The organism is Aliiglaciecola sp. (genome assembly GCF_039982535.1).
Taxonomy (GTDB): Bacteria; Pseudomonadota; Gammaproteobacteria; order Enterobacterales; family Alteromonadaceae; genus Aliiglaciecola.
Genome location: NZ_JBDWYG010000038.1, coordinates 138,756 through 161,359 on the forward strand (window position 1 = coordinate 138,756; position 22,604 = coordinate 161,359).

At 40.8% G+C, this 22,604-nt stretch carries 17 protein-coding genes; 7 read left to right on the forward strand and 10 right to left on the reverse strand.

Annotated features, from left to right (window positions below):
- Positions 1-4: 4 nt before the first annotated feature.
- A complete protein-coding gene (locus tag ABJV04_RS09780; RefSeq protein ID WP_348491339.1) occupies positions 5-958 on the forward strand; it encodes a diguanylate cyclase in 954 nt (317 codons plus the stop codon).
- A gap of 41 nt (positions 959-999) precedes the next feature.
- On the opposite strand, the gene ABJV04_RS09785 is transcribed toward ABJV04_RS09780, so the two are convergent.
- The 5 genes from ABJV04_RS09785 to rapA form a co-directional block, all read right to left on the reverse strand.
- Positions 1,000-2,355, reverse strand: a complete 1,356-nt coding sequence (locus ABJV04_RS09785) for an MFS transporter (protein WP_348491340.1) — start codon at positions 2,353-2,355, stop codon at positions 1,000-1,002.
- A 102-nt stretch (positions 2,356-2,457) separates the two neighbouring features.
- Entirely contained in the window at positions 2,458-2,781 is a 324-nt protein-coding gene (locus ABJV04_RS09790) for a hypothetical protein (RefSeq protein WP_348491341.1), read from the reverse strand.
- A 161-nt stretch (positions 2,782-2,942) separates the two neighbouring features.
- The gene (locus ABJV04_RS09795) at positions 2,943-3,788 is read right to left on the reverse strand and encodes a DUF3530 family protein (RefSeq protein WP_348491342.1); all 846 of its coding nucleotides are present in this window, start codon (positions 3,786-3,788) and stop codon (positions 2,943-2,945) included.
- A 62-nt stretch (positions 3,789-3,850) separates the two neighbouring features.
- On the reverse strand, positions 3,851-4,555 hold the full coding sequence (locus ABJV04_RS09800) for an RluA family pseudouridine synthase (protein ID WP_348491343.1): 705 nt from the start codon (positions 4,553-4,555) through the stop codon (positions 3,851-3,853).
- Positions 4,556-4,590: 35 nt separating this feature from the next.
- The gene (gene rapA / locus ABJV04_RS09805) at positions 4,591-7,431 is read right to left on the reverse strand and encodes an RNA polymerase-associated protein RapA (RefSeq protein ID WP_348491344.1); all 2,841 of its coding nucleotides are present in this window, start codon (positions 7,429-7,431) and stop codon (positions 4,591-4,593) included.
- Between the two features lie 394 nt (positions 7,432-7,825).
- On the opposite strand from rapA, the gene ABJV04_RS09810 reads away from it, so the two are divergent.
- Entirely contained in the window at positions 7,826-9,223 is a 1,398-nt protein-coding gene (locus ABJV04_RS09810) for a PhoH family protein (RefSeq protein ID WP_348491345.1), read from the forward strand.
- A 208-nt stretch (positions 9,224-9,431) separates the two neighbouring features.
- Here the strand turns inward: ABJV04_RS09810 and ABJV04_RS09815 are convergent, their stop codons facing one another.
- From ABJV04_RS09815 to ABJV04_RS09825, 3 genes are all read right to left on the reverse strand, one after another.
- Positions 9,432-10,385, reverse strand: a complete 954-nt coding sequence (locus ABJV04_RS09815) for a hypothetical protein (protein ID WP_348491346.1) — start codon at positions 10,383-10,385, stop codon at positions 9,432-9,434.
- An 81-nt stretch (positions 10,386-10,466) separates the two neighbouring features.
- Positions 10,467-11,864: a siroheme synthase CysG gene (gene cysG / locus ABJV04_RS09820; protein WP_348491347.1), complete on the reverse strand. Its 1,398-nt coding sequence runs from the start codon at positions 11,862-11,864 to the stop codon at positions 10,467-10,469.
- Positions 11,865-12,006: 142 nt separating this feature from the next.
- Positions 12,007-13,737, reverse strand: a complete 1,731-nt coding sequence (locus tag ABJV04_RS09825) for a DEAD/DEAH box helicase (RefSeq protein WP_348491348.1) — start codon at positions 13,735-13,737, stop codon at positions 12,007-12,009.
- Positions 13,738-14,066: 329 nt separating this feature from the next.
- Between ABJV04_RS09825 and prsT the strand changes: the two genes are divergently transcribed.
- On the forward strand, positions 14,067-16,808 hold the full coding sequence (gene prsT, locus ABJV04_RS09830; RefSeq protein WP_348491349.1) for an XrtA/PEP-CTERM system TPR-repeat protein PrsT: 2,742 nt from the start codon (positions 14,067-14,069) through the stop codon (positions 16,806-16,808).
- Positions 16,809-17,539: 731 nt separating this feature from the next.
- On the opposite strand, the gene ABJV04_RS09835 is transcribed toward prsT, so the two are convergent.
- A complete protein-coding gene (locus ABJV04_RS09835; protein WP_348491350.1) occupies positions 17,540-18,373 on the reverse strand; it encodes an ion transporter in 834 nt (277 codons plus the stop codon).
- Between the two features lie 126 nt (positions 18,374-18,499).
- Entirely contained in the window at positions 18,500-19,837 is a 1,338-nt protein-coding gene (gene tolC / locus ABJV04_RS09840; protein ID WP_348491351.1) for an outer membrane channel protein TolC, read from the reverse strand.
- A gap of 353 nt (positions 19,838-20,190) precedes the next feature.
- Here tolC and nudF point away from each other — a divergent pair, with 353 nt between their 5' ends.
- Genes nudF through ABJV04_RS09860 form a run of 4 tightly spaced genes read left to right on the forward strand, consistent with a single transcriptional unit; the run spans position 20,191 to position 22,593 of the window.
- On the forward strand, positions 20,191-20,817 hold the full coding sequence (gene nudF / locus ABJV04_RS09845) for an ADP-ribose diphosphatase (RefSeq protein WP_348491352.1): 627 nt from the start codon (positions 20,191-20,193) through the stop codon (positions 20,815-20,817).
- Complete coding sequence (locus tag ABJV04_RS09850) at positions 20,804-21,250, forward strand: DUF1249 domain-containing protein (protein ID WP_348491353.1); 447 nt, start codon at positions 20,804-20,806, stop codon at positions 21,248-21,250. The genes nudF and ABJV04_RS09850 overlap by 14 nt, the downstream gene beginning before the upstream one ends.
- Positions 21,251-21,261: 11 nt before the next feature.
- Entirely contained in the window at positions 21,262-22,017 is a 756-nt protein-coding gene (locus ABJV04_RS09855; RefSeq protein WP_348491354.1) for a metallophosphoesterase, read from the forward strand.
- Positions 22,018-22,593 carry a YqiA/YcfP family alpha/beta fold hydrolase gene (locus ABJV04_RS09860; RefSeq protein ID WP_348491355.1) on the forward strand — a complete coding sequence of 192 codons (576 nt, stop codon included), beginning with the start codon at positions 22,018-22,020 and terminating at the stop codon, positions 22,591-22,593. It abuts the gene before it with no gap.
- The last annotated feature ends 11 nt before the right edge of the window (positions 22,594-22,604 follow it).

Below are 22,604 nucleotides of genomic sequence, written 5' to 3' on the forward strand. Positions count from 1 at the left end.
AATCATGACCGACGACTTTTCTGACATTAATGCACTGCATTGGCAGTTTGATTTGCTCGGCTCGATTGAAGTGGGGATCACCGTACTAGACCGCGATTTTAATGTACTGGTGTGGAATCAGTTCATGGAAAACAATAGCGGTATTTTGCCTAGTCAAATCAAGTATAAGAACCTGTTTGAATTTTTCCCTGAGATAGATAAAGACTGGTTTTTAGTCAAAACAGAGCCGGTTATTAGTCTCAAAAGCCCTGCATTTATTATTTGGGAACAACGCCCCTATTTATTTAAGTTTGAAACCAGTCGACCAATCACTTCCGCTTCAGATTTTATGTATCAGAATGTCACATTGTTCCCACTAACTTCCTTAGAAGGGGACGTTGAGCAGATTTGTATCGTGGTTTATGACGTGACCGATGAAGCCTTGAATAAAAAGGGCATCGAGTCCCTTAATCTACAATTACAGCAAATTAGTCGTGTTGATGGACTCACAGGGGTATTTAATCGTCGCTATTGGGAAGAGCAATTTTCCCTCGAACATAAACGAATTGTGCGTAATGGTTCGCCAGCTTCTGTATTGATGTTAGACATTGACCACTTTAAAAAAGTTAACGACACCTATGGTCATCCCGCCGGTGACTACATAATAAAAACCTTGGCTAGTGTGGTGCAACAATCTATCCGAGAAACTGATCTAGCCGGGCGCTACGGTGGAGAAGAATTTGCAGTGTTATTGCCAGAAACAAACGCTGAAAACTCCATGGTTGTGGCAGAAAGGATACGCAGTAGTTGCGAAGATTTATTGCCAGTTTATGAAGGCAATGAGATTCCGTTTACGGTTAGTATTGGTATTGCTGAGTTTAGAGTGACTTACCAAGATCATATGGTTTGGTTGGAAAAAGCTGACCAAGCATTGTATCGTTCTAAAAAAGAAGGACGAAACCGAGTCAGCAAATTTTAATTGAGCTGGTTATTCGCCCTAGGGATTCTGCAAAAACTAAATCACTTTAGATCACGCCTTTCTAATGCATATATATGATCTTTAATTAACCATAAAATGATCAAGCTAGGTATCACCATTATGGCGGTTAAGATGAAAAAGAAAGCCCAATTACCATCCATCCAATCAACCAAAAAGCCGCTGGCTGAAGCCATTAAGGTTCGACTTAATGTCCCTAACGATGCCATTAAGGCATATTGAGAAGCGGAAAATGCTTGATTACAAAGTAGTGAAATAAACGCCACTAACGCCACTGAACTCCAAGCTGCGGTAAAACCGTCTACGAAGATTGTGGCGGCAAATAACGCTTTATCCGGCCCCACTACTGACATTAATGCAAACATGAGGTTACTTGCCGCCATAGCAACCCCTCCGGTCATCAAACCCTTATAGATACCGTATCGCACATTAACCATGCCGCCTAAAACAGCGAAAACAATAGTTACCCACCAATTTAGTAGTTTTGAGTAGCTACCAATATCACTGTTGGTGAACCCCAGTTCTTTATAAAAAACAATACTCATTCGTCCCAAAAAGGCTTCACCGATCTTGAATAAAAAGATGAATGCTAAAATGGAAAGAGCCAGTTTTACGCTATTGCGAGCGAAAAAATCGCGAAAAGGTTCTACTAATGTTACGGCAAGCCAGTTCACTAAGCGCTGAGAGCGATTCAATTGCATATCGCCAACCAAGGCCTTAGCGTATCGAGCACTGGCTGCTACCTGTTGTTCTATGCGGCTAGTAACAGGTTCATCACTGAAAAATACCAACAGCATAAGTCCAGCCATAATAGCGGCAAGGACGAAGTAAATATCTGACCACTGCCACCCTGCCATGTCGGAAATGAAAAAGGGGATGGCGCCTAAACCACCATAACCGGTCCACCAACCTGCCGTTGCCATCGATGATGCGGCTGCAAGTTTGTCTTTTTCATGGGGCTTAATAATATCGATACGGTAAGCATCAATGGCAATATCTTGGGTAGCTGAAAATAGAGCAATTGAAAAGCCGACTAAACCAATAACTAACAGGTTCTCTTGTGCTGGCACTACAGCCATAGCAACGCAAGCCATAATAATCATTAGTTGGGTGGTAACGATCCAACCCCGCCGTTGACCTAGAATCGGTGGTCGAACTCTATCTAATAAAGGTGACCATAGAAAGTTGATTGAATAAGCAATGGTGATTGAGCCAATTAAACCAATAGAAGACCGGCTTAGGCCGCTTTCCTGTAGCCATGCAGATAGTGCTGAGCCAATCATCACCCATGGGAAACCACTAGCGATACCGAATAAAAAGACAAAAAGCAGACGCTTATCTTTGTAACAAAGAAGAGTATTTTTGATTGTTTCAGACACAGAGGTTCAGTAGCTAAGGAAAAGAGCTATTGGATCACGTATGACCTTACAGTTCAATATCTAATTCAAATAAGCAATGTAGCAGATGCTAGTTTTGGGAAGTTACGGTCGGATACCGATACAGTCTAGTGGGTATTGCCCTTCACCCTCTAGATAATTTATACAGGTTTCAAGTTCAGAGCGTAAATACTTGTCATGCAATAGTTTTTGCTCTGGCCAGTAATTTAACTGATGCAGCAAATGCCAGAAAACACGTTCTTTTTGTGAGTAGGGTTCATCATCTCTTTTTTTTACGTGCGCCCACTCTTCAAGGGTATCCCAGAAATATAGATCTAACTCTATGTAAGGGATTTTATAGGACCAATACCCTCGTACAAAAAAAGCTAATTGACCAGCTTTATTATTTATAAAGTTCTTAATATTCACGGTTAGTTTGAATCACTCCAGTTGGTGGAATATTATGAAGTATAGACCGCAAATACGATGAATGTTCCCTAGGATTGGAAGAAAACTTTCATCTGATTGAAATAACGAGACATTAATTAGATATAAAAGATATAGATCAGGTACATTTGCGGTTAAAATCCTCACCAACCCATGTGGGTTAACCAACCGTAAATTTCCTTTCCTAACCGAGCATATTGTTGGCTGTCCATAGTTTGCCCAATTAACTCCCTTTGCCGATACATCATTTTCAACGACTTTAGGGATTGTATTTTGCGCTGACTCACGGTTGCTTTTGCCCATGAGGTATCTGCAGCAGAGTACACATCAAGATAAGGCATTGGGGTTTGCGAGACCCATTTAGGAAGTTGCTGGTTATAGCTGCGATCTGGCCATTGTGGGCTAATTGATACCATGCCGTCCGGGTAATCCAATTTGTTTTGAGCATAAATTTTGGTTAACCAGGCCGCGCTTGTTCCTTGGGCGATCACTAAGAAGAAACCATTGTATTGACGGGTTTTTTCGGCAATGGCTCGCATTTGTAGAATAATTTGTTGTTCATGTTGATCAAATGCTGCTTGTTCTATTCTATTAACAGAGGCTTTATTTACGCTATCGTCAGATGTTCCGTTGCTGCCAGGACTTGGTGTTTGATTGGATGTATCGGCCTGTTGATTCGCGTTTGCATTTTGATCCGGGGCAGGCCCAAAACCACTGGTGGGGGCTGGCATTATCATTGTTACCCAGCCTACGTTGTTCAGGGCTGTAGAAAGTTGAACTAGTCCATGTTCACTAAATGGGTTTCTGCCTGATTCACTCACCATCACTGCAACGCCGCGAGTGATGGGGGTATTTGATTCCGCAATAACCAAAGGAATTTGTTTTTCACCCACTAAAAGCACATCGTATTGATCATCAAACTGACTGCGTTGAATATCGTTAAGGGCCGCTTCAGGTGATTGTAAACCATAGGCGGCAAAGCCGATCATCAATATGACCAAGCCAAGTATTGTGCTTAACGATTTTTTAACCACGTGTGCTCACAGCTCATTTAATTTCCACTATGTTCTATATCGGTAAGACCCGATGCAGACTTGAATGAAAACGGGCTAGGGCACTCAAATGCCATGGGCTCATTTGTTAATGGATGATTTAATTTTAAAGATTGAGCATGTAACTGCAAACGACTAGCACCTTGCAGAGCTTGCTCATGAGCGTAAAGCCTATCTCCCAATATTGGGTGGCCAATACTCAACATATGCACTCTTAGTTGATGGGAACGTCCAGTGATGGGCGTCAGCTCTACCAGAGACTCTTGCTCATCACTGGCCAAGCACTTGTAATGGGTTAACGCTTGTTTTCCGCGTTCATGATCAACCATCTGTTTTGGCCGGTTGGGCCAGTCACAAATTAGCGGTAAATCAATACTTCCTTGTTCTTCCTCAAGCTTACCAAATACTCTGGCAATATAAGACTTAGAGGTTTGACGCAGCTCAAACGCTTTGGAGATCTTACGATGGCTGTCCATATTCAGTGCCAACACTATAAGCCCAGAGGTAGCCATATCCAAACGATGAACAATAGTCGCTGTTGGAAAAGCACGCTTAACTCGAAGTTGTAGGCTATCCTTATGTTCCAGGGCCTTACCTGGAACGGTTAACAGACCACTAGGCTTGTTTAACACCAACATGCTCTCGTCTTGATAAATGATATCGAAATAGGGATATCGGCTGGGGGCATAATTTAAAATCGCCATTTATACTGCTGTTTCCCTTGCTTTGTCATCGTTCATTAATGATTATTAACTACTAATCTCACCGCTTCTAAATGCACTTCGGCATTTTCCAAAGCTTTGTTCAGTGCGTCCAACTGATTGCGAATAAAATCTAATTCTTCTTCCCGAATAGACTTGTTAACCACACTCAAACTTTGTAAGCGATTTAGTTCTTCCTGCAAACTATTTTGCATACTATCGATACATTGCTGTTTAATGTTTTCGGCTGAATCCGTGGCTATATCCGTCGCTTGATGTATCGCCTTTTCTATTTGCGATTGCAGCGCGTTGACCAGCTGCGCAGACATTTTAGGTTTCACCCTATCGAGCATATAAAACACTTTATCCGTTTGCTGCCCTTTGGGATCAACAGTGATTTTAATCGGTGTGGCGGGCATATAACGATTCACTTGCAAGTGTTTTTCTGCTTTTGTGGATAGAACAAACAAACACTCTAACCAATAGTAACCAGGTGGAAGAGACTTATCTCTGTTCATCGCAATAGCACTTTTACCTTGCACATCGGTTGTGATGGTATCCATTGCGTGTTGCACCATGGGGTGATCCCAACTGAAAAAGTGTACGTGTTCTAATTTTGTGGCTGTGTTGCGCTCATATGTGATCGTCATACCTTCTTCTTCAAGCCCTGGAAGTTGCGTATGCATAGATTCTGTCTGTTTTAGTAGGTAACAGTCGTCGTCTGTTTCTTCCTGCAGAACACCTATGGTGTCGAACAGCTGGGTCATGAAGCGCTCAAGTTTAGGGGAGTTATCCGAATCCTCAATCCCTTCGATAAGTTGTTGAACTTTACCTTTACCAGATGAGTTAATTTCTAATAATTTATCTCTGCCTTGCTCCAATTTACTTTTCAATTGAGCATAAATAACTTGAGTGTCTTCGATAAGTTTGCGTTTGGCTAACTCATCATGAGGATTTTGAAGGGACGTGAGTAACATCTCTTCTACTTCTTCATAAACACTGGTTCCAGCAGGGCAGGTTAATTCAAAGGCGTTGAGCCCATCGTGATACCACTCCAACATAACCTGTTGGGCAGAGTTCACAAAAAATGGCACATGCACTTTTACATCGTGTTTTTGACCAATCCGGTCGAGTCTACCAATACGTTGCTCCAATAAATCAGGAACTTGTGGCAAATCGAATAACACTAAATGATGGGCGAATTGGAAGTTTCGCCCCTCACTACCAATCTCACTACAAATCAGAACTTGAGCGCCTTCTTCAGATTGGGCAAAAAAGTTAGCTGTACGGTCGCGTTCGACAATGCTCAATCCTTCATGGAATACACCGGCTCTAATACCTGATTTACGACGTAACGCTTCAGCCAACATTAGGGCGGTAGATGCCTTGGCACATATAGCCAACACTTTTTCTCCCCGCAGTTGCTGCAAATGATCGATAAACCAGTCGATTCTGGGGTCGAAGTCGGTCCAACTATCGACTAATTCAGGGATCCGCTCTGGAGATAACAAGCGGCTTGAGTCGAGTTCAATTTCAAGATGTTGTTCATATTCTTCAGGCATTTGTAAGGGGTAAGACAACAACTCTCGGGCAGGGAATCCGCTAACACCTGAACGACTGTTTCTAAACAATACTCGTCCGGTACCATGTCTATCTAAAAGTTGGCGAATTAACTTCTCTCTGCTAGCCTCATCGGCGAGTTCTACACTAGACACTAAGTCTTCACCGGCGAATTCCTGTATCGCTTGAATAGCCTCTTGGCTGAGAGTGACTTCAGTATCATCCATCGTTAGTAGCGGCTCTATTGCTTGAGCAAGCTGGCTATATTGTTGTTCTTCTTGCACGAACTCTTGATAACTATGGAAACGAGCCGGATCTAAAATGCGTAAACGAGCAAAATGACTTTCATGGCCTAGTTGATCTGGGGTGGCGGTTAATAAAAGCACACCTTTAGTCACTTGAGCCAACTGTTCTATTACTTCATATTCTTGGGAAGGTTGTCCTTGTGACCAAGTTAAATGATGGGCTTCATCGACTACCATTAAGTCCCACGGAGCTTCACAAGCTTGCTGGAAATAGCGGCTATTGTGGGTAAGGAAGTCGAGACTACAAAGTACTAATTGCTCAGCTTCAAAAGGGTTACCGGTTTCTTCTGCCATGGCTTGGCAGCGTTCTTCATCAAAGATTGAAAAGGCCAAGTTAACTCGTCTTAACATTTCCACTAACCATTGATGGACTAAACTATTTGGCACCACTATCAAGATCCGCTGTGCCCGACCAGTTAACAATTGTTGATGGATAATTAATGCCGCTTCAATGGTTTTTCCTAAGCCCACTTCATCGGCTAGTAACACTCGAGGAGCATGACGGCGGCCTACTTCAGATGCGATGTGTAACTGATGGGGAATAATATCAACTCGGGCTCCCAAAAAGCCCAATAAGTCTGAAGTGTCGTGCTGATATTGCTGGGTAATACATTTTTCGCGAATATCGAACCATTTAGGCTCATCAACCTGACCCGCTAACAGCCTTTTTTGTGGTTGGTTTAATTGAAAATGGTGATCGATAAAGGTTTCTTTTAAATCGACTTGCTCCCCAGTGTCTATGCGTTTGCCATGATAGGTTAGCATGCTGGATTGTTCGCTTATGCTTGCAACTATAAATTGCCAGCTTTCATAACTAGTGACCTTGTCGCCAATTTCAAATGTTACGCGGGTTAAAGGCGCTGATGCCGGAGCGTATGTGCGGGTTTCACCGATGGCGGGAAAGAGTATCTCAACGGTTCTGTTGTTTACGGCAATGATAGTGCCTAGGCCAAGTTCTGACTCAGTATTGCTAAGCCAACGTTGCCCTAAAGCAAAGTTGTTCGTTTGTGTCATAGTAGAAAATCTCTTGAGCTTTACAGGCCAATTCTAAGCATGCCTATTTTGCCAATTAAGGGCTTTCGCCAAATCATAAAGAGCGAGATTATAACGCTTATAATGCACTTTTGCAGTGTGTTATCACTGTGCTTTTAGTAAATAAGTATAGGTGCAAAAAGTAAAGACTAAAAATCATCCTATAAGTTTTAATTGAGGGTAATTGGCGCTACTGAATTGTTTAACAAGAATCCCTAGGCTATAAAAAAGATATTGATCTATATGTGATTTTTTATAACCGTTAAAGTCTTTTGTAAAAGTTGGTGAAAGTGCTGAAAAAGTGGTTTATGGTAACTATGGATTTAGTTAAAACCATGCGCCTATTTTCTATGCGGGCAGTTAAACGGAGTAGCGGATGCCAGAAAAAGCTGAAATAAATACTAAACTTTATGTGCTCGATACCAATATCCTCTTACATGAACCTCTCGCCTTTCTCTCTTTCAAAGAACACGATGTCGTCGTCCCCATGACGGTTTTAGAAGAACTAGACTACATCAAAGACAGTAAAAAAGACGTAGCTCGGGATGCAAGAGTCTCTATTCGTGCAATGGAGGATTTACTCCACGAAGCGACACCTGAACAAATGATAGATGGGGTGGCAATGTCAGGACTCGGCTCTGGTGAGTCAGCTCCTACGGGTCAGCTATCTATTTTTGCTGATCACGGGTTACCCTTTGAACAGCAGGTGTTCACTAGCAATGATAATGACAATCGCATCATCAATGCTGCCTTGCATCTACAAAAGATCAAGCTTCCCAGACAGGTTGTTTTGGTAACCAAAGATATCAATATGCGCTTAAAAGCCAAAGGAGCTGGATTAGCCCATGTTGAAGACTATCGAACCGACCAGTTAATCAGTGACATCAAGTATTTATCTAAGGGCTATCACACATTCAACGGCGATTTTTGGCAATGTGTGAAAACTGTTGATAGTCGCACTGAAGGGCGAGATACGATTCACACCATTGATAAAAAAGCCTTACCAGAAGCCTATATCAATGAGTTTTTAATTGATGATGAAGAGCAATTCGCAGGTTTAGTGGAAAACATTAGCAGCGATACGCTAGAGGTACTCGACTTAGGTTACGATCGGCTTATGGGGCGCAATGCTTGGGGAATATCACCGAAAAATATCGGCCAAGCCATGGCATTCCATGCGTTACTTGATCCGCATATCGATTTAGTGATTCTGACTGGGCCTGCTGGAAGTGGTAAGACTCTGCTTGCACTGGCTGCTGCCCTAGAAATGGTCATCGAAAAAAATATGTACGATAAAATTATCGTCACCCGTAGTACCCCGGAAATAGCAGAATCTATCGGCTTCTTGCCCGGTACCGAAGAAGAAAAAATGGCACCTTGGTTAGCAGCCATTACGGATTCTTTAGAAGTGCTGCATAAAAACGATGAAAACGTGAAAGGTTCTATGAGTTACATCATGGAAAAGGCCAATATTCAGTTTAAGTCGGTTAACTTTATGCGTGGTCGTAGTATCCAAAATGCCATTGTTATTTTAGATGAATCACAAAACCTTACAGCTTCCCAACTAAAAACCATCATAACTCGATGTGGCGAAGGTACTAAGCTAATTTGTGGCGGAAACTTAGCTCAGATTGATAGTAATTACTTATCTGCAGTCACCTCTGGTTTGACTTATTTGGTGGAGAAATTTAAAGACTTCTCAGGTAGTGCAACTATCAATTTAGATGGTGTAGTGAGAAGTCGTTTAGCTGAATTTGCAGAAGAAAATTTGTAAATTAAGTTAACTGAAATAGCCATCAAATAAACTTAAAGGAGGTGCTTTGCATCTCCTTTTTTATTTTATCTACAACGTAAATTTTCAGGCATAAAAGTGCTAATGTATAGTTTGGCGGTTGAAGTTCATGTGAGGCCCACTATTACCTCAACAGGTCTTAGAAGATTAATTGAACAAAGAACATTATCGTCTTTGAGGTGAATAGTGATTAAGGAATCATCACCACTTTGTAACTGCCATTTGCGATATGTCTAGCTGTCTCATCAGAGATTTCGCCAATGCCTACCATTGCAGGCCCTGTAGGTTCTATTAAAACGTGTTGAGCACCACGAATATTTATGGATTTTTCATTTGGGCGCTCACCTAAGTTAACGGCTAACAGTGCGTGATTGGGGAGGTATACCATTGCCATACTCAAATCTGGAAGCAGTGAACGCATTAACGATGCGGTTAAGGTCGCTTTGCTATCGCAATCTCCTTTGTTGTTATTAAGTACCTCTAAAGGTGTGAAAAAACCAGCACCGTTGGCATCGACGCGACTGGTTAGTTGGTTATAGGGAATACTTTGGATCCAGCCTAGCATTAAATTCACATATGCTCTTGTGTCCGTTCCCTCGTCTAATTGCTCATATATTGCTTGGGCAGCGGGCAATAAAAACGCTCTACTTTGTTGGATATAGCGAATGTGATCAGGAATCACCCCTTCTTGACCTAAGTGATTAACAAAACGCGTATAATGATTGGCAAATAAGTAGTCATCAAAGGCGCTTTCCTGCTTTTCAGACATCAATGATTTCCACTTATCGAGCATGGCTTGATCCCGACTGGATACTTTCATCTCTAACCGTTCACCACGTTGTTGAATGGTGACTCGAGCTTCCTTTGGGCTGACTTTTTGTGCTTGCTTCATCAATTCAACGTAGACATAACGTTGCGCAATTTCCGGTTTAAAGACGGTTTGATTTTTATACTGTTCTTGGGCAGTGGTTTTATCGACTGAAAAGCTTAATGTGTTCGTTTGTTTAGCTTGGTCAACCCACTTGTAATTGTAGGTGTATGTATCACTATCTGATGATTTTTTAAATTGCAGTTGTTGTGCATTGGCTGGGGATATTATCCCTATTACAAATAGTAGGCACAGAACAATTAATAATGCTTTCATTGGTATTCACCCTCTCTTGGTATTAAGCATAGTAGCGAATATCAGTGTTGAGGTTAAATTTGCCGCTAACCAATTATCCCCTTAGTTAGTGGGTTGTTCAGTCGCAAACCAATTTAGTTTTTCTCTCAAGGTAACAACAGTGCCAATAATGATAAGAGAAGGTGGTTTTATCTCAGCTTCTTCGGCAAGTTCTTGTATTGTAATTAAACTGCCTGTAACCACTTTTTGTTTGTCTGTTGTGGCAGATTGCACCATTGCAATAGGCATATCTTTGGGCATGCCATGTTCAATGAGTTTGTCACGGATAATCGCCAAACCCGTTATTCCCATATAAAAGACGATGGTTTGATTTTTTTGAACTAACGCTGGCCAATCTAGATCAATGGTGTTGTCTTTTAAATGCCCAGTGGCAAAAACCACTGATTGCGCATGATCTCTATGGGTTAACGGGATCCCTGCATAACTTGCAGCTCCTGTTGCTGCGGTAATACCAGGCACAACTTGGAAAGAAACATTGCGGTCTACAAGGGTTTCTATTTCTTCGCCACCTCGTCCAAAGATAAAGGGATCACCGCCTTTGAGTCTGACAACTCTTTGACCGTCTGCGGCAAGATCAGCGAGTAATACGTTAATATCTTGCTGGGGTAGGGTATGTTGGCTTTTTGCTTTTCCCACATAGATTTTTTCAGCATCTCTGCGAACTAGCTCTAAAACTTCTTTGGAAACTAGCCTGTCGTATACAACAACGTCGGCTTTTTGCATTAAACGTAGGGCTTTAAACGTGAGTAAGTCGGGATCACCGGGGCCAGCTCCCACTAAATACACCTCACCGTGAACTTTCTTTTGCTCATGGTTTGCTAATGACTCAGCAAACATCGATTCAGCTTTTTGCTGATTACCATTTAAAATCTGTTCTGCGATAGGACCATCAAGTACATCTTCCCAAAAAAACCTTCGAGACGTGACCGACGACAAACGTTGTTTCACTTGCTCTCTAAATTTCTCCGAAAATTGACCTAAAAGCGAGATTTTTTGCGGAATGAAAGACTCTAGTTTTTGACGTAAATAGCGCAGTAAAACCGGTGCAACGCCACCGCTACTCATGGCTATCACTATTGGTGAACGGTCAATGATTGAGGGAGTAATAAACTTACACAAAGGCGTGTTATCTACCACATTAACGAGAATATTTGCGGCACTCGCAAGCTTATGAACCTGCTGATTCACCTCGCTGTTATCAGTGGCGACAAAAATCAGGTCGCGCTTATCAATATCACCTTGATCAAACTCTCTTGTTATCGCGGTAATCAACCCTTGTTCGGCAAATTGCTCTACAGTGCTACACATCCAAGGTGCTACAACGGTAATCTTAGCTTCGCTTTTAAGTAGTAACTCTATCTTACGGGCAGCCACTTCCCCAGCACCTACTACTAAGCAATTTAACTCTTGAGTATCAATAAAAATCGGGAAATAACGCATGTTAGCTGCCTATTGTAATCATTTAGAAGTAGATTCTGCGTGAAATTTTATATATAGCAAAAGTATTAAAAACTAATTGATAGTTCGTTTGGTTATTTAGGTTTTGAATCAAAAAACCCGCCTTGTGAGCGGGTTTAGTATATTAACGTTTATCGAATTTACGCGATTTACGTTTCGGTGGCTCATCACTCCACTCACGAATGGCCAATCGTTGCCCCGCTACACGAGTTTTCTCAAGCACACCAAAGGTGTTAGCTGGCATGCCCTTAGGCAGGTCAACGGTACTAAAGCTATCGAAGATCTCAATGGCACCAATATTCTTACTGCTAATATTCGCTTCATTGGCAATCGCGCCAACTATGTTGCCAGGTTTAGCTCCATGAGAATGACCAACATCAATTCTATAACGTTGCATTCCTTCGTCTGGTTTACTGCTACGATTACGACCGCGACCACCACGTTCTTCTCTTGAACCACGTTCTCTGCCACCACTACGAGGTCCACGATCTCTCTCGTTGTAAGCAGGTTTAGCGTTTAAGTCAGGGCGGTCACCTTCTTTAAGAATTAATGGCTCATCGCCTTGTGCAATTTTAGCCAACGCTGCCATGATTTTTTCTGGAGCCGCTTCGGTTTCTTTTTGAATAGACTCTACAATAGGAATCAAGCTTTCGATTGAATCGTCTTGAATTGCTTCAATTACACTGGTTTTGAATCGAGACAAACGAGTTTGATTAATTTCAGAAATTGACGGAATTGGCATTTGTTCAATACTTTGTTTCGTCGCTTTTTCAATTGAGAACAACATGCGCTTTTCACGATGTGATATGAATAGAATCGCATCACCTTGGCGTCCTGCACGACCAGTTCGTCCAATTCTGTGAACATAAGATTCTGTATCATAAGGAACGTCGTAGTTAATAACATGGCTTACGCGTTCAACATCCAATCCTCGAGCTACAACGTCGGTAGCTACAAGAATATCTATTTTACCTTGCTTAAGACGGTCAACCGTTCTTTCTCTGGCATTTTGCGCTATATCACCGTTCAAAGGTTCAACATCGTAACCGCGAGCTGAAAGTTTGTCGGCTAACTCTACCGTTGCTGTTTTGGTACGAACGAATATGATGACACCATCAAATTCTTCCACTTCCATAATTCGGGTTAGAGCTTCTAACTTGTGATGTCCTGCAACCTGACAGAAACGCTGTTTAATGGTACTAGCAGTACTGACTTTAGAAGCAATTTTCACATGTTTTGGATTGTTTAAATAACGTTCTGTTATTTTTTTGATTGGCGCTGGCATAGTAGCTGAAAACAATGCCGTTTGGCGTGTTTCAGGTGCATGGCCTAAAATCCACTCTACATCGTCAATGAAACCCATACGCAACATTTCATCGGCTTCATCCAATACCAAAAAGCGTAACTTGTCGAGTTTAAGGGTGCCGCGCTTGATATGGTCGATAACACGTCCCGGAGTACCAACAACCACTTGAACACCACGTTTTAGCTGGCGAATTTGATTGTCGTAAGATTGGCCACCGTAAATTGGCAAGACGCGAATTTTTTTCGAAAAGCTAGCGTAAACTTGAAACGCTTCTGCAACTTGAATAGCTAATTCCCGAGTTGGGGCTAATACCAATAATTGCGTGAAGTCAGCATCAATATCTAGGTTGGCCAACATAGGAAGTGCAAACGCACCGGTTTTCCCCGTACCCGTTTGTGCTTGGCCTAGTAAGTCATGGCCTTGTAATATTAACGGGATACTCTCGGCTTGAATTGGAGATGGTTTTTCGTAGCCAACTTTTTCAATTGCTTGCAAGAGTGCTTCAGGTAGATTAAGTTCTTTAAAGGTTATATCTGTCGTACTGGTCATTCATGATCCCTGGTTACCGGATAAGTAATTAACTGACATCAGCTAATTACAGCTAAACAGGCAATCTTGAAAAGTGCCTAAAGGCCGGTATTGATTAAAGTCGTAGTATATTAGATAACCTTATTTTAAGCCAACAAAGGTGCCATTTCTGGTGATAATTTTTTGTTTTTTAACTGGCTATTAACCACGACTTAACATTAGAAGCTTAATTTTAATAAAATCGGTGTTAGTCTATTGGTTTTTAGACTAAACCCTGCTGTAAAAATATAATTAGTCTTGAAGCATAGAACCAAATAGAGCTAATTTGACATTAAGGAAGAGTTAACAACATGAGAAAATTACTAATAGCAATTAGCGTTAGCCTCATTCTCGGATGTACCCAGAAAACAAGTGAAGAACATTTAACCTCTGCTCAAGAGTTTGTTGCACAAAATAAATTAAATTCTGCCGTTATTGAACTGAAAAGTGCGGTTCAAGCTGACCCTAGAAATCCAATTGCCCGATTTGAATTGGGGAAAGTGTATTTAAAGCAAAAACAATATGAAAGTGCAGAAAAAGAACTAAACCGAGCATTAGAATATGGACAGCCTGCTTCTGATGTTATCCCCTTATTATCACAGGCTTACCAAAATTCTGGTGCTTATGCGGAATTAAGCCAAATTGATCATACCGAAGCGGGAATGACCCCAGAACAAGAAATGGAAGTGGGCTTTTTCAAATTACAATCTTTGGCTCAATTAGGCAAAGAAGCGGATGCGAAATTGTTATTGGAACAACTGAGTACGGTTAATGCAGATACAGTGTATTCTGGGTTAGTTGAAGTATTTGGTTTAGTGTTAGAGCAAAACGTTGATGAGGCGGTAAGTAAAACAGAAACTCTAGCGCAAAAATACCCAGAAAACGCCGACGTCCTCAAACTGCAAGGTCAATTGTATTTGCGCACTCAGCAGGTAGATAAAGCCGCTGACGTTTATGTGTCTTATTTGGAAGCATATCCAGAAGATACGCAAATCGTTTTTGTTTTAGCAAAACTTTTAGTCGACAACGGTAAAATAACCGAAGCCGAACCCTACATCGATCAATTGCTCGCGATCAATCAAGAAAACGCATTACTTAATCAATTAAAAAGTGTTGTGAGCGCGGCTAAAAATGAGCATGAAAATGCACAAAAATATGCTGAAAAAGCGATTCAAAGTGGCCGTGGTGACCCAGTTCTAAGATTGATTGCCGGATATGCTGCTTATGTCCTTGAGGATTATGAGGCTGCAAATACTCACTTGTCTTATATCGCCAGTTCTTTGCAACCTAACCATCCAGCGTTAAAAATGTTAGCAGCAAGCCAATTGGAGCTTGGCTTATCTGAAGATGCCAGCAATGTGTTGGAAATGTTCAGTGAAGTAACAGAACAAGATGCTAAGTTGTTTAGCAAAGCTGGATATGAATTAATTCGTGCTGGTAACCTGAATGATGCTAAAGAAGTGATTGCACGTTCAGCGGAAATAAGCCGTTCTGCTGAGGATTTAACGCGTTTAGGCGTGCTAAGACTTTCCCTGAATGATGTTAGTGGCATCGTTGATTTAGAAAATGCTCTTGAGCAAAGCCCTGATATGGCTGTGACTAAAGCCACTTTAGCAAATGCTTATTTGGCTACTGGTCAACTCGATAAAGCTGAAGCTCTAGCTGAGGAATGGATTTCTACTAACCCTGATGATTTTAAAGGTTATATGTTGGCTGGGGAGTTAGCCACTAAACAAAAAGACTATGATACTGCAATGGATATGTACAAGCAGGCTGAAGTTCTGGATGCTGAAAATGGCCTGATTAAGTTAGCTATTGCTAATTTAGACATTGCCAGAGGGGATAGAGACAGCGGGCATCAAAAATTGTTGGCAATCTTAGCTAAAAAACCAAATTTCGTGCCTGCGTTAGCCTCTTATTATCTCTCTCACATGCAAATCAAAGAGAATGCTAAGGGCATGGAGCCCGCCTTAACCGCGCTGAAAAATGATCCACAAAATGTTTCGTTGAAGTTAGTCGTGGCTCGCATGTACTTAACGGAAAAGAAATGGGATGACGTGTTAGCATCTTTAGAAGGCGTTCCAGATGATGAGACTGCGCCAGCGACTTATTGGAACTTAAAAGGTAAAGCGCTGCTAGGAATTGGTGGTATAGCAGATGCAAATCAACATTATGATAAGTGGCTAGCTGCCTATCCTAATAGCAAAGCTGCCAACATCGGTAAAATGTTATTGCTTGATGCTAAAGGAGCCTTTACCGAAGGGGCTGAATTAAGTAGCCGCTTTCTTGACGCTCGAGATGATCTGAGCGTTGAAGTATTAAAAACCCACTTTCTAGTGATGTCTAGACAATTTGAGGAAGCTAAGGCTGCGTTATCTAATTTGCCTGATAAAACTCAACAGTTGCCTGTTGCAAAAGGTTTCAAAGCTCGGATTCAAATGTCTGAAGAGAAATATGCAGAGGCGCTAGAAAATTCTAAAGCGGTTTATGAGGCTGTACCAAATAGTCGAAATGCAGTTTTGTTAGCAGTAAATTTAGAACGACTTGATAAAAAGCCTGAAGCACTTTCATTATTGCAGCAACATGCGGAAAAATACCCCAATGACATTGCTGTGAAAATGATGATTGCTGAACGGCAAATAAGTGGTGATGAGGAAACCGCCATAGCGACTTATGAAAAAACCTTGGAGCTAAATCCAAATAATTTTGTGGTGTTAAATAACCTAGCGTATTTGTACGCTCAAAATGGACGGTTAAAAGAGGCTGAAAAATACGCTAAACAAGCCGTAGAGCAATATCCTGATAATCCTGATGCAGTGGATACTTTGGCTCAAGCTTTAATGAAGCAAGAAAAGTATGATGAATCCTTAAAGTATTATGATCGTGTCATAAATGATTCCATGAAAAATAATGAGATATATCTTAATTACGTGGAAGTTTTATTCGCGAGTGGCAACAATACCTTGGGGAGACGGAAGCTAAGTGAACGTACTTTTACCGCTGAAAATAATATTGAGCGGGTTAAAAATCTAAAAAATCAATATGGGATTTAAAGCCATAAGGTTTCGGTAAGAACCTCTAAAAAGTCGATATATCAAAAAAGGGAGCTTATGCTCCCTTTTTATTTAATCTTAATAAATCAGAAAATAATTCTAATCTTTTTTGAAATTCTTACACTTTGGAGAAAAAGGAAAATTAATCACATTGTTCACATGAACTTTAGACTTTTGGTTTGAACTTTCCCTATTCAAATCTATACAAACTAACTTAAAAGACTTTCCAGCCAAGTGCTTGAATGGTTCTGAGACTCTTTTAATACGCATAATTTTATTCCATTAATGATGTAAGCAATGGGCAAAACAATTCTGTTCATTGCTCTCATCTTTGTTAGCTAATATTTGTTTTTATTCACTTAAATTATTACTAAGCGAAAACAATGCCAGCTTTTAAAAATTGAATAATACAACTTTTGGCGCTTATATTGGTTATTTAATTTACCTAATAGTTATGGTTAGTTATACTTTTGACGCTTAAGTCCTTCTAAAACGCCTTTGCGTCAATTATTTTTTGACGCTCTATCTTTATAGTGTAATTAGAACGACTTTACTCTCATTTGAATTGAATAAATTTTAAAACCGGTGAACATAAATCTTTACAACGTGCAGACAAAGCTGAGAAAACACAGAATGGAGCAGTGAAGAGCAGGGCTTGCTGTTTGCCCATACCATTCTGCTAGTCGCACTTTGGGCTAAAAATCCTAGCAGATTGGTATAGTCAGTTTAGTTTATTGTATATCTGTCTTTTTAGGTTGATTGTTTTGGTTCAACTTATTTAGCTGCAGGTGAATATCACTCAATTGTTTGGATAAATCAGCGATTGTCGGCTCTCCCAGTTCAAGCATTTTTTCACTACGAGCTTTCTCATTCTCCTGTTCCATAACATTCACCACAATGCCGATTACCATATTTAAAAACGCGAAGGCGCTTAAGAATATGAATGTCAGGTAAAATATCCAACTTAGAGGATAAACCTCCATTGTCTCATACATGACGTCAGTCCAATCTTCAAAGGTCATGACTCGAAATAGGGTTAACATGGATATGGTTATATCACCCCACAACACTGGATTTATTTCTTCGAATAAGGTGCTGCCAATTGCCCCATAAATATAGAAGATAATAAACATCAGCAACATTACATAGCCGAGTTGAGGCATGGCTTTAACCAAAGAGGTTAATAGCAGCCGCAATTCAGGGATAATAGAAACCATCCTGAGTACTCTAAATACTCTCACTAAGCGTGCAATGATGGCCATATCGCTATTATCCGCGGGTATCACACTCACTAACACTATTAAGGTGTCGAATATATTCCACAAACTCTTAAAGAAATCCCGTTTTCGAGGCTCTGCAAAAAAACGTATGGTTATCTCTGTGAAAAAGAAAAAGGTTATAAACCAATCTAGAAAGGTGGTGACAGATATCAAGGTTGGTGACATCTCATAAGTTTTCGCGCCAACCAGTAGTGCAGAAAAGATAATCACTGAAATCACTACAAGCTCGAAAATTTTATTCGAACGAATTTTTATAAATTTGGCTTTTATTGCAGAGGCATTCATGTCAGTTGAAGTCCAAACAAAAAGTTAAATAAAGCGTCCATACCTTAACAAAACGTGTGTTTAGGTGAACATAAAAAATCCGTTAGCGGCATGACCGGTAACGGATTTTTCTGAAGTTTAATAAACTCAAGACGCCGGTTTTAGCCCTCGGTTAATATCTTCTAAGTCTTGTTCCGTTAGATTACCCGCTGAACGTTTCAACGTCATTACTGCTGAGATAAAATCATAACGAGCGCTAGCAAGGTTGCGACGAGCGTCAAACAGGTTACGCGTGCTGTTAAGCACATCAACTATGGTACGCGTACCCACGTCAAACCCGGCTTCAGTAGCTTGCAAAGCACTTTGCGCAGAAATAACCGCTTGTTCGAACGCTCGAATAGTAGAGGTTGCTGCTACTACATCATTATATGAACTACGAATAGAACGAACAGTCGAACGGTGAGTCAGTTCTAAACTTTCGCTAGCAGCAATATAGTTATATTTTGCTTGGGCTGTTTGAGAGCTAACACTGCCACCTGAATAAATGGGCACATTTAAACTTAGGCCAATTGAGTCATTGTCCCGAGCTGGTAGGTCGATACCCAGCACTTCGGTGTCATCACTGCCGATTGATGCTGTAAGGCTAAGTGTAGGATAGTGACCAGCACGAGCATGTTTAATATCGTCTTTGGCTATTTCAGTAGCCAATTTGCTGACCATAAGATCTAGGTTTTTTTCTTCTGCAATAGACAACCAGCCATCAACTCGCTCTGGAATAGGTCTGGAAGCCGAAAAGCTCTCGGTATTCAGTACCGATAAATTATCGTGATATTTACCGGTTATTTCACGCAATTCTTCTAGTCTAAGCTCAACTAAGTTTTCAGCGACAATTTCTTGGGCAACGGTATTATCAAAATTGGCTTGGGCTTCATGCACATCAGTGATAGCGGTCAAACCCACTTCAAAACGTTGCTTAGTCTGTTCTAACTGGCGTTCTATAGCGCGCTTTTCTGCTTGCACAAATTCCAAACCATCTTTTGCTCTAAGCACGGCTAAATAGGCGATGGTTGTTCTAACAATCAGTTCTTGCTTGGCTAATGCATAATTTGTGTCGCTCTGCTGTGCAACTTTCTCAGCTCGGTCTAGACCTACCCAATTTTTATGGTCATAAACTGACAACGACAGGTTGATATCCCAACCTAAATTGGTTGTGTCTGTAGTGATAATTGAGGGAGAAGAGCTGCCACTTGTATAATTAAGTGATTCTTGATTACTTTTACTATAGCTAATAACACCAGAAACTTGAGGTAATAAGTTCGCTCGGCTGATTGATATGCCTTCAAAGGCTGCGTCACGATCAGCTTTCGCTTGATTGATCGTAGGATCTTGTTCCAGTGCGCGTTGGTACACCTGATAAAGATCATCTGCATAGGCTTGAGTGGCCACGCTAAAGCCAATAAGCAGAGACAGAATTGATTTTTTCATTTGCTTTCCTATTTTTGTTCCGTAGTGTATTGCATGATGTTTAGTTTTTTCGATTATTTTTATTTCGATTCAAAGTGTAAGTAAATCAAGCGTTAATCGAAAACCATAAGTGGTAACAGTATCCTGTGAAGTGTAACAGAATATGTTTGGCAGAACCTATATTCAGAGTTATTTAACTCGCCTTTTGCACTGATTCTGTACTTTAATAACCTAATTTGTGTATTTTACCTTAATATTTTAGACAATAGTGTTTAGGGTAAAAATATCATGCTATTAGGCTACGAGATGGCGTGTTTATCAAGGTAACTGAGCCGATAAATTAGCAAGTCTACATAAAATTTGGAGTTTGAAAATTGAAACCTTTTCCAACATTTGGCAAAGACGATTTAAAAATTAGTCAAACCAAACCCCTATATAACGGTTTTTTTAAACTTATTAATTATCAATTTACCCATCGTTTATTTGATGGTGGGTGGAGTCAACTCGTTACCCGTGAAGTTTTAGAACGAGGTCATGCTGTAGCCGTATTATTGTTTGATCCTATACTTGATGAATTTGTTTTCATTGAACAGTTTCGTATAGGCGCATTTGCTACAAGCGAATCTCCTTGGTTGATTGAAATAGTTGCAGGAATGATTGAACAAAATGAGTCCATCGAAGAGGTCTGTCGCCGTGAAGCACTTGAAGAGGCTGGCGTAACGATTAAACGCATGCACAAAGCCCTTAGTTATCTCTCAAGCCCAGGCGGAACGACGGAGCGGATCCATATTTATATTGGTGAAGTGGATGCAACAACTGCACAAGGCGTGCACGGACTGGACCAGGAGAGTGAAGACATCTTAGTGCGCCGAGCAACTAAGTTAGAAGCAATTGATTGGCTTAACCAAGGTAAAATCGATAACGCTGCTACGCTTATCGCGGTACAATGGTTCCTTATTAACGAACAAAAAGTACGTAATTCTTGGCATGAAAACACTTAGTCGACAACGTAAATATGTCCCAAACTTACCTTCATTGCTGGCGGTATGTGAGGCTAATTATGCCCGTCTACTTCGTTTGTTGCCCGATTGTGACACTGTGACACTAAGTTATACCTTTGAAATTAACGACGGTTTGTATTACCGCGTTAAAATTATTGATAGCAGCCGCTATACTAGTACGGTTGAGTTGGCGCAGTTAGCCGATGGTGTACCTGCATTTTTGCGGCCAGTGATGCAAATTCGACTTTATCATGATGCCAATGTTGCTGAAGTACTTAGTGCACAACATATCGGCTCGTTAAAACCTAGTTATGCTTACCCTAATACCAATATGCACCAACCTAACGAAAAGGAAATGACCAACCGCTTCCTTGCGGAATGGCTATCGTTTTGTTTACGTCACGCAGAATCCATAGGCTCATCTGAGACTTAACGTAAATCATCATGACAAAGATAGTGCAACTTAGTGATTGCCACTTGTTCAAAGATAAGAACAAAGTCGGTTATAACAATATTAATCCCTACCAAAGTTTACAGTTGCTTCTAGACAAAGTTGAACAGCTTAACCCTGACGGAGTCTTGGTGACAGGCGATATTTCAGGTGACGATAGCGAGCAAAGTTACCAGCACTTTTTAACTTTAATGGCTCAATTTAACTTATCAAATAAATTCAAAGTGATTGCCGGTAACCACGATCAATCTAATGCCTTTAACAAGCTCCTTGCTAACTTGGATTTAGCCAACAGCCAACCTTGGCAAATACACAATTGGTTTTTACATGGCATTGATACCCGATACCAAGACACCTTGGGACGGGTCAGTGATAAAGATTTAGGAAACCTAAAAAACAATCTGCAAAATAGCCCTAATAACTTTCACTTAATTGCTTGTCATCATCACCCCCTAGCTAGTGGAGGGTGGATGGATAAACATCAATGGCTTAATCGGGACGATTTTGTCAATGCTGTGACCACACTGCCGCAAGTGAAGTTGGTGGTATACGGGCACATTCATCATGACAGTCAGCACAAAATTCTAGAGTGTGATTTTCATTCGAGTCCCTCAACATGTTGGCAATTCGCTTCCCAAGCTGATTTTGCAATCAGTGAAGAAATGCCAGGGTTTAAGCTCTATCACTTACATAACAATGGCAGCTTTGATAGCACCACTTTTCGCTTACAACAGGAACAATTTAAATAAATGGAACATGTACTAATTTATATCCACGGATTTATGAGCTCTCCGCAATCAGTCAAGGCGCAACAAACCATTACGTATGTGCGTGAGTATCATCCTGAATTGACAATGGAAGTGCCTCAGGTGCCGAATTATCCTTTAGAGGCAGCGCATATGCTGGAAAGTTTGGTGAGTAAATATGCAGGTAAAAAATTAGCTTTTATAGGCAGTTCCATGGGCGGGTTTATGTCGACTCATTTGGTTGAGAAATTCGGTGGAAAAGCGGTATTGATTAATCCAGCTGTTCGTCCTTTTGAGTTGTTAGAGGGCTTTTTAGGCACCCATATTAACCCTTACACTAATCAAGAATTCACCTTACAAGCTGCACATATTCAACAACTTATTGATTTGAACACAACTAACTTAAATGATCCCCGAGTGTATTGGGCGTTATTACAGACTAATGATGAAACCTTGGATTATCGTCAAGCTGAGCAAAAATATGCAAATAGTAGACTGACGATCGAGCAAGGCGGAGATCATAGCTTTCAAAACTACGCCGATCATCTGCCAGAAATTTTTAAATTTTTACTCTCTTAAGTTAATTTAGT

Coding starts and splice junctions, on each gene's coding strand:
- ABJV04_RS09780 (WP_348491339.1), top strand. CDS start 5: ATGACCGACGACTTTTCTGACATTAATGCACTGCATTGGCAGTTTGAT.
- ABJV04_RS09795 (WP_348491342.1), bottom strand. CDS start 3,788: ATGATCGGCTTTGCCGCCTATGGTTTACAATCACCTGAAGCGGCCCTT.
- ABJV04_RS09800 (WP_348491343.1), bottom strand. CDS start 4,555: ATGGCGATTTTAAATTATGCCCCCAGCCGATATCCCTATTTCGATATC.
- rapA (WP_348491344.1), bottom strand. CDS start 7,431: ATGACACAAACGAACAACTTTGCTTTAGGGCAACGTTGGCTTAGCAAT.
- ABJV04_RS09810 (WP_348491345.1), top strand. CDS start 7,826: ATGCCAGAAAAAGCTGAAATAAATACTAAACTTTATGTGCTCGATACC.
- ABJV04_RS09815 (WP_348491346.1), bottom strand. CDS start 10,385: ATGAAAGCATTATTAATTGTTCTGTGCCTACTATTTGTAATAGGGATA.
- cysG (WP_348491347.1), bottom strand. CDS start 11,864: ATGCGTTATTTCCCGATTTTTATTGATACTCAAGAGTTAAATTGCTTA.
- ABJV04_RS09825 (WP_348491348.1), bottom strand. CDS start 13,737: ATGACCAGTACGACAGATATAACCTTTAAAGAACTTAATCTACCTGAA.
- prsT (WP_348491349.1), top strand. CDS start 14,067: ATGAGAAAATTACTAATAGCAATTAGCGTTAGCCTCATTCTCGGATGT.
- ABJV04_RS09835 (WP_348491350.1), bottom strand. CDS start 18,373: ATGAATGCCTCTGCAATAAAAGCCAAATTTATAAAAATTCGTTCGAAT.
- tolC (WP_348491351.1), bottom strand. CDS start 19,837: ATGAAAAAATCAATTCTGTCTCTGCTTATTGGCTTTAGCGTGGCCACT.
- ABJV04_RS09850 (WP_348491353.1), top strand. CDS start 20,804: ATGAAAACACTTAGTCGACAACGTAAATATGTCCCAAACTTACCTTCA.
- ABJV04_RS09855 (WP_348491354.1), top strand. CDS start 21,262: ATGACAAAGATAGTGCAACTTAGTGATTGCCACTTGTTCAAAGATAAG.
- ABJV04_RS09860 (WP_348491355.1), top strand. CDS start 22,018: ATGGAACATGTACTAATTTATATCCACGGATTTATGAGCTCTCCGCAA.